General features: G+C 73.2%; 14 protein-coding genes. 10 read left to right on the top strand and 4 right to left on the bottom strand.

The features are described 5' to 3' along the window. Nucleotides 1-3 precede the first annotated feature (3 nt). Nucleotides 4-273, top strand: coding sequence for a GlsB/YeaQ/YmgE family stress response membrane protein (locus AB0J67_RS22895; RefSeq protein ID WP_363485448.1), 270 nt, complete (start codon nucleotides 4-6; stop codon nucleotides 271-273). Between the two features lie 108 nt (nucleotides 274-381). Here the strand turns inward: AB0J67_RS22895 and AB0J67_RS22890 are convergent, their stop codons facing one another. Continuing rightward, nucleotides 382-579 carry a hypothetical protein gene (locus tag AB0J67_RS22890; RefSeq protein WP_363485444.1) on the bottom strand — a complete coding sequence of 66 codons (198 nt, stop codon included), beginning with the start codon at nucleotides 577-579 and terminating at the stop codon, nucleotides 382-384. A 350-nt stretch (nucleotides 580-929) separates the two neighbouring features. Here AB0J67_RS22890 and AB0J67_RS22885 point away from each other — a divergent pair, with 350 nt between their 5' ends. From AB0J67_RS22885 to AB0J67_RS22850, 8 genes are all read left to right on the top strand, one after another. Further along, nucleotides 930-1319 (top strand): response regulator, encoded by a 390-nt coding sequence (locus AB0J67_RS22885; RefSeq protein ID WP_363485443.1) that lies wholly within the window; start codon nucleotides 930-932, stop codon nucleotides 1317-1319. Continuing rightward, on the top strand, nucleotides 1316-2476 hold the full coding sequence (locus AB0J67_RS22880) for a HAMP domain-containing sensor histidine kinase (RefSeq protein ID WP_363485442.1): 1161 nt from the start codon (nucleotides 1316-1318) through the stop codon (nucleotides 2474-2476). Before AB0J67_RS22885 ends, AB0J67_RS22880 begins: the two co-directional genes overlap by 4 nt. Before the next feature lie 196 nt (nucleotides 2477-2672). Then, nucleotides 2673-3257: a hypothetical protein gene (locus AB0J67_RS22875; RefSeq protein WP_363485440.1), complete on the top strand. Its 585-nt coding sequence runs from the start codon at nucleotides 2673-2675 to the stop codon at nucleotides 3255-3257. Next, on the top strand, nucleotides 3254-4303 hold the full coding sequence (locus AB0J67_RS22870; RefSeq protein WP_363485439.1) for a peptidoglycan-binding protein: 1050 nt from the start codon (nucleotides 3254-3256) through the stop codon (nucleotides 4301-4303). The genes AB0J67_RS22875 and AB0J67_RS22870 overlap by 4 nt, the downstream gene beginning before the upstream one ends. Nucleotides 4304-4305: 2 nt before the next feature. Beyond that, nucleotides 4306-5013, top strand: coding sequence for an ABC transporter ATP-binding protein (locus AB0J67_RS22865; RefSeq protein WP_363485438.1), 708 nt, complete (start codon nucleotides 4306-4308; stop codon nucleotides 5011-5013). After that, on the top strand, nucleotides 5010-6212 hold the full coding sequence (locus AB0J67_RS22860) for an ABC transporter permease (RefSeq protein WP_363485437.1): 1203 nt from the start codon (nucleotides 5010-5012) through the stop codon (nucleotides 6210-6212). Before AB0J67_RS22865 ends, AB0J67_RS22860 begins: the two co-directional genes overlap by 4 nt. A gap of 138 nt (nucleotides 6213-6350) precedes the next feature. After that, nucleotides 6351-6704, top strand: a complete 354-nt coding sequence (locus tag AB0J67_RS22855; RefSeq protein WP_363485436.1) for a YciI family protein — start codon at nucleotides 6351-6353, stop codon at nucleotides 6702-6704. Nucleotides 6705-6763: 59 nt separating this feature from the next. Next, nucleotides 6764-8035 (top strand): sigma-70 family RNA polymerase sigma factor, encoded by a 1272-nt coding sequence (locus tag AB0J67_RS22850; protein WP_363485447.1) that lies wholly within the window; start codon nucleotides 6764-6766, stop codon nucleotides 8033-8035. Between the two features lie 68 nt (nucleotides 8036-8103). On the opposite strand, the gene AB0J67_RS22845 is transcribed toward AB0J67_RS22850, so the two are convergent. Further along, the gene (locus AB0J67_RS22845) at nucleotides 8104-8907 is read right to left on the bottom strand and encodes an alpha/beta hydrolase (protein ID WP_363485435.1); all 804 of its coding nucleotides are present in this window, start codon (nucleotides 8905-8907) and stop codon (nucleotides 8104-8106) included. Between the two features lie 17 nt (nucleotides 8908-8924). Next, the gene (locus AB0J67_RS22840; protein WP_363485434.1) at nucleotides 8925-9596 is read right to left on the bottom strand and encodes a DUF4097 family beta strand repeat-containing protein; all 672 of its coding nucleotides are present in this window, start codon (nucleotides 9594-9596) and stop codon (nucleotides 8925-8927) included. Nucleotides 9597-9817: 221 nt separating this feature from the next. Between AB0J67_RS22840 and AB0J67_RS22835 the strand changes: the two genes are divergently transcribed. Beyond that, the gene (locus AB0J67_RS22835; protein WP_363485433.1) at nucleotides 9818-10570 is read left to right on the top strand and encodes a helix-turn-helix domain-containing protein; all 753 of its coding nucleotides are present in this window, start codon (nucleotides 9818-9820) and stop codon (nucleotides 10568-10570) included. A 23-nt stretch (nucleotides 10571-10593) separates the two neighbouring features. Here AB0J67_RS22835 and AB0J67_RS22830 read toward each other — a convergent pair whose 3' ends face one another. After that, entirely contained in the window at nucleotides 10594-11466 is an 873-nt protein-coding gene (locus AB0J67_RS22830; RefSeq protein WP_363485432.1) for a helix-turn-helix domain-containing protein, read from the bottom strand. Between the last annotated feature and the right edge of the window lie 193 nt (nucleotides 11467-11659).

The following is an 11659-nucleotide window of genomic DNA, read 5'->3' as shown; positions in this document are numbered from 1 at the left end:
GTCATGACTGTCGCCGGAATCATCTCGGCTCTCATCGTGGGTCTGATCATCGGCGCGCTCGGGCGACTGGTCGTGCCCGGCCGTCAGGGCCTGCCGATCTGGCTGACCATCGTGGTCGGCATCGTCGCCGCACTGATCGGCACCGCGCTCGCGCAGGCCGTGGGCGTGGCCGTCACCGATGGCATCGACTGGATCGAGCTGGTCTTCCAGATCGGCCTCGCCGCGCTCGGCGTCGCGCTGCTCGCCGGTGTGCGCGGCCGCAGCACGGTGTAGGACCCAGCACGGTGTAGGACACAGCTCGGGTGATGCCGGGGCCGGGACGACGACGTCCCGGCCCCGGCGTCGTCATGGCGGGGTGCGCCGGACCCGAGTCGCGAGCCGTCAGTCGCGGCTGACGCGGCGGGAGCCGCGCTGCGCGTCGTCGGCGATCAGGACCGTGGCGACCAGGCCCGCGACGACGATGCTCAGGAACCACGTGTCGTCGTCAGACAGCCAGGCGGTGAACGGCGCGTACGCTGCCATCAGCAAGAACGCGGCCCACAGACCCCGACGCTGCGCCCGGCTCAGAAATCCAGTCATCCGAGAAGGGTGCCATCGTCTCATGACGATCGTGCACACTCTTTCGGATGATTCTGCCCACAAACAGGTTTACCGGCATGGCCCGGCGGATACAGGTGTCGGTCGACCTCGCGCTCTTCGGCTTTTTCCCGGGTACGCGCCGGAGGTGAGTGAATCGGCGCCGCGGCCCCGCGTCACGGTCCTCGCCGCGACGGCCCGGCCGGCACATCACTCACCCTATCGAGTCGACGCGGTCCGCCCTCGGCCGGTGACAGGCCCGCGGCGTGTTAGCCGCGCGTGAGCGAAATCGTTCACCGCCGGCTAACGCGACCTGCGGATACTTGCGCACAGCGGTCGGCCGAGGAGGGTGTATGCGGGTGCTGGTGGTGGACGACGAGGAGCTGATGGCCGCGGCCATCGCCGAGGGGCTGCGGCAGCGGGCGTTCGCGGTGGACACCGCGCACGACGGTGCCGGGGCGCTGGACAAGCTCGCCGCCGGCGGATACGACGTGCTGATCCTGGGCCTGCCCTGGGCGCACGGTGCCGAGGTGTGCCGCAGGGTCGTCGCGGCGGGCACCGGCGTGCGGGTGCTGATGCTCACCGTCTTCGTCTCCGCCGCCGACCGGGCCGCCGGGCTGAGCCTGGGCGCCGACGACCACCTGGCCAAACCGTTCGCGTTCGCCGAGCTGGTGGCCCGGGTGCGGGCGCTGGGGCAGCCGGAGCGGCCGGAGGTCCGGCTCGGCCCGCAGCTGTTGCCGTGACGGGTTCCTGGCGCGGCAGCCTGCGGGTGCGGCACACCCTCCTGTTCGGGCTGATGTTCCTGCTCGCGGGCAGCGTGGTGCTGGGCGGCGTGATGATCCTGGTCCACAACACCATGGACTACAGCCTGTCGGTGGTCTTCGCGCGCAAGCTGGAGAAGTACAGCCCGAGCACGGAACCGTGGGTGGCCAACGTGGTCTCCGCCGACGAGGTCTCCAAGCAGGTCATCATGGCCTCGATGCGCGACAACCTCCTGGTCAAGGGAGGGTTGACCCTGCTGGCGGTATGCGTCGCGGCGACCGCGGGGGTCTGGTGGCTGTCGGGGCGGCTGCTGCGTCCCCTCAACATGATCACCGAGACGGCGCACCGGATCGCCGGGCGCACCCTGCACCGGCGGATCGAGCTGGCCGGCCCGCCCAGCGAGGTGAAGAGCCTGGCCGACTCGTTCGACAGCATGCTCGACCGCCTCGACGAGGCGTTCGCGGGGCAGGGCCGGTTCATCGCCAACGCCGCCCACGAGCTGAAGACCCCGATCGCGCTCAACCGCACCCTGCTCGACGTGGCGATGGCCCGCCCGGACAGCTCGCCGCAGGTGCTGCGGCTCGGCGAGAACCTGCTCGCGGTCAACCAGCGCCACGAACGGCTGATCGACTCGCTGCTCACGCTGGCCAGGGCGGACGAGGCGGTCACCGACCGGCGACCGGTCGACCTGGCGCAACTGGCCGGGCACGCGCTCGACGTCGCCGCGAAGGCGGCCGCGCAGCAGCGGGTGCAGGTCCAGGCGCAACTGGAGGAGGCGCCGGTGGTCGGCGACCCGACCCTGCTGGAGCAGCTGATCCGCAACCTGGTCGACAACGCCGTCCGCTACAACCACGCCCACGGCTTCGTGCGGGTGCAGACCCTCGCCGAGCCCCGGCAGGCCGAGCTCATCGTGACCAACACGGGCGCGCTGATCTCGCCGGCGGAGGTGCCGGTGCTGTTCGAGCCGTTCCGCCGGCTCACCGACCGGGTGGGTTCGGCCCGGGGGAGCGGGCTGGGCCTGTCCATCGTGCGGGCGGTCGCCCAGGCCCACGGCGGCGACGCGCTGGCCATCCCGCGTCCCGACGGCGGCCTGTCCGTGCGCGTGATCCTGCCCCGCGGTGACGCCCCGCGGGCATGAACCCGCGACCAGCGGCCGATCAACCGCGGGCGATGTTAGTGGGATGTGTGGAAATCCGCTAACCGCCCTATAACAACGACTTTGGTGGACTGTGTACCGAGACGCCGGTGAACCCTCCGGCGTCCGGCACAGGCATGCGGTGACGGTCCGCAACGGACACGTCGTATGCGAAACCCAGGTCCGAAGGAGAGATCAGATGCCGATCGACGGCAGACGTGCGGGCCGCCGTGCAGGGCGTGGCATCCGGTACGCGGCACTGGCGGCCTGCGCGCCGTTGCTGGTGGCGGTGCTGACCGCGTGCGGGCCGGGCGGGCCGGAGACCACCGGCGAGGCGGACTCCGGCGCCGCCGGGCTGTGGGACGCCTACGACAGGCAGAAGCAGAACCTCGCGACGTGCCTGAACGAGAAGGGTCTGCCCGAGGTGCGCTACCTCGGTCACGACAACATGGCGGAGTTCGCGGGCCTGCCCGAAGGCGAGCTGACTCCCGAACTGGTCGAGTGCTTCCAGAAGTGGCCCGCGCTGGACCCCCCGGTCAAGGACACGCCGCCCAAGCCGACCGAGGAGCAGCTGCGCGAGGGCCGGCGGATCGCGGCGTGCATGCGTGAGAACGGCGTGCCGGACTGGCCCGACCCCGATCCGAACCCCGCCCCGATCGACGGGGCCACCGCGCGCCGGCAGAAGGAGGCGCACCGGGCCACGATGCAGCAGCCCGCGGTCCGGGCGGCGTACCAGATCTGCAATCCGGACAGCAGCGAGGCCGCACTCGGGACGGCCGGATGAGCGCCCGTTGGCGCCGGGTGCTCTTCGGTGTCGCCGCCGCCGCGGTGCTCGCGGCGGCGGCGGCGATGTCCACCGGGGTCTTCAGGGGCGGGGACGACCGCCCCGTCGGCGCGCCCACCATCGGCACGGTCCAGGTCACGCGGTCCACGATCACGGCGGCCATGGTCGTCGACGGCGAGATCGGCCACGGCCGGCCGTCGGCGGTCACGTCCAAGGCGGCCGGCACCCTGACCTGGCTCGCGGCGGCCGGCAGCACGGTGCGGCGCGGACAGCCGCTGCTGCGCGCGGACAACAACCCGATCGTGCTGCTCTACGGCAGGCTGCCGTTCTACCGGGTCCTCGCCGACGGGGTCCGCGGCCCGGACGTCGCGCAGCTCGAAGCGAACCTGGCCGCGCTGAAGTACACCGGTTTCCAGGCCGACACCGCGTACTCCGCGTCGACCGCGGCCGCCGTCAAGCGGTGGCAGCAGGACCTGGGGCTGCCCGTCACCGGCACCGTGGCGCCGGCGGACGTGATCGTCGCGCCCGGTGCGCTGCGGATCGCCGCGCAGACGGCCCGGCTCGGGGCGGCGGCCGCCGGCGACGTCCTCACCGCCACCCCGACCACCCTGATCGTCACCGCGCGGGTGCCGGCCACCCCGCCCGGCCTGGTCAGGAAGGGCACCAAGGCCACGGTCACCCTGCCCGACGGCACGCCGGCGGCGGCGACCGTGCTCGGCGAGGTGACCGCCGTCGACGGCACGCCCGCGGACCCCTCGCCGGCTCAGGGGCCACCCAAGGTCACCGTGCAGCTGGCCCTGACGGCCGCGGCCGAGCCGGAGCCGGGGCCGGTGACGGTCCGCTTCGTCACCGCCGAACGCGCCGGCGTGCTCGTCGTGCCGATCCAGGCACTGCTCGCCATCGGCGAGCGTGGCTACGGCGTGGAGCTGCGTGACGGCGCGACCAGCCGGATCGTGCCCGTGCAGACGGGGCTGTTCGCCGGCGGCAAGGTCGAGATCAGCGGCGACGGCATCGCCGAGGGCGTCACCGTGGGGGTCGCGCAGTGAACGTGGTCGAGCTGACGGACGTCACCAAGACCTACCCCGGCGGGGTACGGGCCGTCCGCGGGGTCAGCCTCGACATCGGATACGGCGAGGCGGTCGCGGTCGTCGGGCGTTCCGGGTCGGGCAAGTCCAGCCTGCTCAACCTGATCGGCACGCTGGACCGCCCCACCGGCGGCCGGGTCCGCGTCGGCGGGCACGACGTGGCGGCCCTGTCCGACCGGCAGCTGTCCGGCCTGCGGGCCGCCACGATCGGCTTCGTCTTCCAGCAGTTCCACCTGACCCCGGGCGTCGCGGTGCGGGCGGCGGTCGCCGACGGCCTGCTCTACGCCGGTGTGGCCGTCCGGGAGCGGCTGCGGCGGGCCGACGCCGCGCTGGAGCGGGTCGGCCTGGGCCACCGGCTGCGCCACCGCCCGCACGAGCTGTCCGGCGGTGAGCGGCAGCGGGTGGCGATCGCCCGCGCGCTGATCGGCGATCCGCCGCTGCTGCTGGCCGACGAGCCCACCGGCAACCTCGACTCCGCCTCCGGGGAGACCGTGCTGGGCCTGCTGACGGAGCTGAACGCGGCCGGCACCACCGTCGTGGTCATCACCCACGACCGGGAGCTGGCGGCACGGCTGCCGCGGCGGGTGGAGGTCCGCGACGGGCGCATCGTGCGTGACGAGGGCGAACCCGGCGTGGTCGCGCCCGCCGCGCCGATCGGGGCGACCGCGTGAGCGCCCCGCCCCGCCCCGGGCGGCTGTCGCCGGGTGACGTGCTGCGGGTCGGCGCGGCCGGGCTGAGGTCGCGCCGGCTGCGGGTGTCGCTGTCCGCGCTCGGCATCGCGATCGGCATCGCCGCGATGATCGCCGTGGTCGGCATCTCCGGCTCCAGCCGGGCCGAGCTGGACCGGCGGCTGGACGACCTGGGCACCAACCTGCTGACCGTCGAGCCGGGCAGGACGGCGGACGACCGGCCGGCGCAGCTGCCGGACGAGGCGATCCCGATGATCGCGAGGATCGCGGCGGTGGAGTCGGTGTCGGCGGTGGGACGGCTGCCGGAGGTGTACGCGTACCGCAACGAGCACGTGCACCCCGCGCAGACCGGCAGCCTCACCGTGTACGCGGGCCGGCTCGACCTGCCGGAGACGGTCGGGCTCAGCCCGGTGCGCGGACGCTGGCTGAGCCTGCCCACCGCCGACTTCCCGACCGCCGTGCTGGGCTGGACCGCGGCGCAGCGGCTCGGCATCGACGACGTGGCGGCTCAGCCGCAGGTCGTGCTCGGCAGCCACCGCTTCACCGTGGTGGGCGTGCTGGCGCCGGTGCCGCTGGCCGAGGAGCTGGACCGGGCCGTGTTCGTCGGCTGGTCGGCGGCGACGGACTACCTCGGCTTCGACGGGCACCCGACGACCGTCTACACGCGTACGGCGGAGCACGCGGTGGTCGAGGTGCGCCGGGCCCTGCCGCGCACCGTGAAACCGGGGGCGCCGAACGAGGTGCTGGTCTCGCGGCCGTCCGACGCGCTGGCCGCCAGGACGATCACCGAGCACACGTTCAGCGGCCTGCTGCTGGGCCTCGGCGCGGTGGCGCTGCTGGTCGGCGGGATCGGCGTCACCAACACGATGGTGATCTCGGTGCTCGAACGCCGGTCGGAGATCGGCCTGCGCCGGGCGCTCGGGGCGACCCGCGGCCAGATCCTGCTGCAGTTCCTGGTGGAGTCGCTGCTGCTGTCCGCACTCGGCGGCCTCGGCGGCCTGGGCATCGGCGTCGCGGTGACCGGCGGGTACGCGACCATGCAGGGCTGGCCGGCCGTGGTGCCGCTGTGGGCGACGGCGGGCGGGTTCGCCGCGACGCTGCTGATCGGCGCGGTCGCGGGACTCTACCCCGCGGTGCGGGCGGCCCGGCTCACGCCGACGCAGGCGCTGGCAGGCGTCTGAGGCAGCCGAGCCGACGTCCACGGGCGAGCGAGTTCGCGTCGGTTGAAAAGATCTTGTCGTACAGTCTGTCGAATTCGCGCGGGGCGTTCGACGTGATGGCGTACCGACCGATACAGGCAAGCAGGAAGGCAGCTCATCATGGCTCAGTACGCCGTTCTGATCTACGCGAACGACTCCGCTCACCGCCCGGACGCCCGCGCCGCCGACACCGAGGCGTACGACCGGCACGCCGAGGAGCTGGAGCGCACCGGCGCGATGGTGGCGGCGTACGCGCTGACGCCCCGCGACCTGGCGACCTCGGTGCGGGGCGATGTCGTCACCGACGGTCCGTTCGTGGACACGAAGGAGATCGTGGCCGGGTTCTACATCCTGCAGGCGCCGGATCTGGACGCGGCGCTGGCGATCGCGCGGCTGAACCCGGCCTGCCAGGAGGGTGGCGGGGTCGAGGTCCGGCCGATCGCCTCCGGTGGCGTCGTGGAGCGCCGGGCCTGATGGACCAGGCGGCTGTCGAGGCGGCGATCGTCGACGCGCACCGTCGTGAGTGGGCCCTGGTGCTCGCCGCGACGTTGCGCGTGGCCGGGGATCTGGACCTGGCGGAGGAGTGCGTCCAGGAGGCGTACGCCGCGGCCGTGCGGAGCTGGGTCCGTGACGGTGTCCCCGACAACCCGGCGGCGTGGCTGACCGCGGCGGCCAAGCGGCGCGCGGTGGACGCCATCCGGCGGGAACGGACATTCCGAGCGAAGCTGCCGCTCCTGGTCGAGCCCGAAGAGGCAGTGGAGGACGCGGCCGTGGACCGGCTGTTCGCAGAGCACGACGAGGCTCCCGACGACGCCGTCCCCGACGAGCGGCTGCGGCTGATCTTCACCTGTTGCCATCCGGCGCTGGCGCAGGATTCCCAGACGGCGCTGACGCTGCGGCTGATGTGCGGGGTGCCCACGGCGGAGGTGGCCAGGGCGTTCCTGGTCTCGGAGCAGACGATGGCGGCCCGCATCACCAGGGCGAAGAAGAAGATCTCCGGTGCCCGCATCCCCTACCGGGTGCCGCGTGCGGCGGAGCTTCCCGAGCGCCTGCGCGCGGTGCTCGGGGTGATCCATCTGCTGTTCACCACGGGGCACACCGCCCCGTCGGGCCCCGGCCTGGTGCGAGCCGAGCTGGTCGACCGCGCCCTGCACCTGGCCCGGGTGCTGCACGAGCTGATGCCGGACGAGCCCGAGGTCCGGGGGCTGCTGGCCCTGCTGCTGGTGACCGATGCGCGGCGGGCCACCCGGGTCGACGCCGCGGGCCGGTTGCTGCGGCTGGAGGAGCAGGACCGCGCGCGCTGGGACCGCGGCGCCATGGCCGAGGCCCATGACCTGATCGTGAGCGGGTTGCGGCACGGGCGGCCGGGACGGTACGTGCTGCAGGCGGCGATCGCCTCGCTGTACGCGCAGGCGCCCTCGTACGCGGCGACCGACTGGCCGCAGCTGGTGGCGCTGTACGACAGGCTGCTGGAGGTCTGGCCCTCACCCGTGGTGGCGCTGAACCGCACCGTGCCGCTGGCGATGGTCGCCGGACCCTCGGCCGGGCTCGCCGTGATCGAGCGGCTGGAGCAGGAGGCGAGCCTCGCGGGCTACCAGTACCTGCCGGCCGTCAAGGCGGACCTGCTGCGCCGGGCGGGCCGCGCGGCCGAAGCCCGCGAGGCGTACCGCGCGGCGCTGGAGCTGACAGCGAACGAAGCCGAACGCGTATTCCTGTCCGACCGGCTGGCCAGCCTGGACCCGGCTGGTGCGGCACCCGCGGCCGGAGGCGAGCCGCCACCAGAACCGGGCGGCACGATCCGGTAGGCGGCTCCGGTGAACGCGAGCAGCCCCGGCCGGGGCCGGGGCTGCTCCGCGATCAGGCGGTCGTGCCGTCAGCGGTCGAGAGCGGCGACCTCGCGCACGGCGCCGGCGATGGCGCCGAAGTCCTTGCGCAGGATCGCACCGTGGTTGCTCGCGACCTTCGCGCTCACCTTGATGTGCGGGTTGCGGGCGAGCACCGCGTCCAGGCCGGCGCGGATCCGCTCCTGCTCGTCGCCGCGGCTGCCGAGTGACGTCCCGGAGGCGATCACGTATCGCGTCGGGACGGCGATGGCGTCCAGCACGGGGCCCAGCTCGCGCTCCCGGGAGATCCGGCCGATCTCGATGTTGCTGGTGGCCTGCTCGTCGGCGGTCATCCGCGGGATGAGGCCGGTCGGGCGCAGCAGCGGCGTGAACCAGCCCATCCGGCGGAACATCGTGCGGATCCGCTGCTCCATGGCCTCATCGAGCCAGTCGTACGGGAACGCTCCGTCGACCAGCACCGCGCCCAGGGTCCGGTCCGGATTCCGGCTGGCCCAGTGCGCCCCGACGTACGCCCCGTAGGACCAGCCCACCAGCAGCGCCCGGTCGACGCCCCGGGCCGCGAGGACGGCGTCGACGTCGCGCAGGGCGGCCGCGAAGGAGTAGTCCGCCGAACGCTGCGACTTCCGGCCGCGGGCACGCTCGTCGTAGGTGATGTGCCGCCACCCGGGCCCGAGCTCGGCGATGACGCGCCGCCAGTATCCCTGGGTGGCGAACTGGCCGTTGAGGTAGAGCACCGGGATGCCGGGCCCGCCGGTGTCGGTCACGGCCAGCGCCGTGTCGTCCACCGGCACCATGCCGGTCCACTGCGAAGCGGTCGAGGAAGTGCTGTTCATGGCTGATGTCTCCTTCTTCACAGGCTGCGGGCGGTGATGTCGCCGTGGGTGGTGGTCGCGTGGATGGTCAGGCCGGCGGCGGCGCCGTCGGTGTTGGTCAGCGCGCTGTGGATCCGGCCGTAGCCGGTGCCGGCGTCCAGGGAGGCGGAGACTCCGTGGGCGGCGCCGACCGTCACGTCGCCCATCTGGGTACGCAGCACGACCGCGCCGGAGGTGGCCTCGACGATGTGGATGTCGCCCTGCTGGGTGCTGATCTCGGCGGGGCCGGTGAGGCGGCCGACCGTGACGTCGCCGGCGTGGGCGGCCACCCGCACGCTCGCCGCCTCGTCGATCTTGACCACACCGTGCGCGCCCTCGCAGGCGACGTCGCCGAGCCGTCCCACGCCCCGGAACTCGGCGGCGCACGCCTTCGCCTCGACCCGGGAGCCGGCGGGCAGCCGGACCGTCACCTCGATGGCTCCGGACGCGCCGAAGAGCTGGTTCTTCTCCGCCGGAGCGGTGACCCGCAGGACGCCGTCGCCGAACGCGACCGTGGTCTGCTCGGCGGCCTTCACATCGCGGCTCTTGGCGGTGTCGGCGGGCCGGACCTCGACGGTGGTGTCGGTCCGGTCGGCGGCGATGACCTGGATGCGTCCGGCGGGGATGTCCAGGACGGCGGCGATCGCGGCGGGGGTGTCGAACGTCTGCATCGTGTTCTCCTTCTACGTTGTTTCTGACAACGGAAACGCTACGTTGCGTTCGCAAAACTGGCAACACATTCGTTGCGCAGGACTGGCATAGCTGCACCATAAAGGCGAGATCTCGTTGCAACCGGCCTGAAGCTAATGCAATGACGGGAAGCGATGGCGTTGCATTGGCATGGCGCCGAACGCTACGCTGACCCAACAGCAGACACGATGGGAGATCCGCGGTGCCGGGAGGCAGACTCACCCAGCAGGAACGTCAGCAGATCGCGCTGGGGCTGGCCGACGGCCTCGCCTACGCGGAGATCGCCCGGCGGCTCGACCGGCCCACCTCGACGGTCACGCGGGAGGTGATGCGCAACGGCGGGCCCACCGCCTACCGCGCCGACCTGGCCCACCGCGCCACCGAACGCCGCGCCCGCCGGCGCAGCCAGGTGCTGCCCCGACGGCAGGGAGCGCCGGTGCAGGGCAACGGTCGCGACGACGAGGCCGTGCGTGAGTACGAGGAGACGTTCACCACGCTGATGATGGGACAGGGCCTGCCCAAGATGATGGCCCGCGTGCTGACCTGCCTGTTCATCGCCGACGCGGGCAGCGTCACCGCGTCCGAGCTCGTCCAGCACCTCCAGGTCAGCCCGGCGTCGGTCTCCAAGGCGATCGCGTTCCTGGAAGGACAGGGCCTCATCCGCCGGGAACGTGACGAGCGCCGCCGCGAGCGCTACTTCGTCGACGACGACGTCTGGTACCAGTCGACGGTCGCCAGCGCCCAGGGCATGGCCCAGGTCGCCGAGACCGCGCGCAAGGGCGTCAGCGTCCTCGGCCCCGGCACCCCGGCCACGGCCCGCCTGGAGAACATCGCCCGCTTCAGCGACTTCATCAGCGAGAGCATCCTGCGCGCCGCGGAGCAGGTCCGCGAAGTCCTCCACACGCGACCCCAAGCGAGTTCACGCGGCAACGAGCCGGGTCCGGGTCACGCATAGGCACGGACCGGTGACAACTGCGATCAGGGGCGATCCGGCGTACGCACCGCAGCGGCTGCGCCCGCGGTGGGCCGGGCGCTGCGGAAGGTGCGGCGGTAGGCGTCCGGGGGCACGCCGACGGTGCGGTGGAAGTGCCGGCGCAGCGTCGTGGCGGTGCCCAGCCCGGCCGCGTGCGCGATGGCGTCGATGCCGTCGTCGGTGTTCTCCAGCAGCTCCTGGGCCCGGCGGATGCGCTGCGTCGCCAGCCACTGCAGCGGGGTGGTGCCGGTCGCCGTCCGGAAGTGGCGGGCCAGGTTGCGCGAGCTCATGTTCGCCTGGCGGGCCAGGTCCTCCACGGTCAGCGGCCGGTCGAGCCGGGCCATGGCCCAGGGGAGCAGGTCGGCGAGGGGGTGGTCGTCGCGGGCGGGCACCGGCGTGGTGACGAACTGCGCCTGGCCGCCGGCGCGGTGCGGCGGCACGACCAGGCGCCGGGCGACGGCGTTGGCGACCGTGGAGCCGTGGTCGCGGCGGATCAGGTGCAGGCACAGGTCGATCGCGGCGGCCTTGCCGGCGGAGGCGAGCACGTCGCCGTTGTCGACGTAGAGCACGTCCGGGTCGACCGCCACCCGGGGGTAGCGGGCGGCCAGCGCCTCGGTGTGGGCCCAGTGCGTGGTCGCGCGCAGCCCGTCCAGCACCCCGGCCTCGGCCAGCACGAACGAGCCGGTGCACAGCGAGACCAGCCGGGCACCCGCCCGGTGGGCCGCGCGGACGGCGTCGAGCAGGCCGGGCGATGGCTCCGCGTCGACGTCCGCCACGGCGGGGATGATCACGGTGTCGGCGCGCGCGAGCTGGTCCAGCCCGGCGTCAGGCTGCAGGTGGAACCGGCCGATCCGGACCGGGCCGGGTCCGCAGACCACGAGGTCGTACCAGGGATCCGCCAGGCCGGACGGGTCGGCGGACGAAGATCTCGCAGGCCATGGCCAGCTCGAAGTGCAGCATCCCGTCGGTGGCGGCGATCGCGACAGTGGCCATGTCCGAAATTGTATGGGGCATGGCGTTCCAGACACTGTCCCGGCCCGGCCGCCGTTGCGAGGATCTCTTCAGTCGATC

The organism is Catellatospora sp. NPDC049609 (assembly GCF_040675365.1).
Classification (GTDB): domain Bacteria; phylum Actinomycetota; class Actinomycetes; order Mycobacteriales; family Micromonosporaceae; genus Catellatospora.
This window is presented reverse-complemented; position numbering and strand designations above follow the sequence as displayed.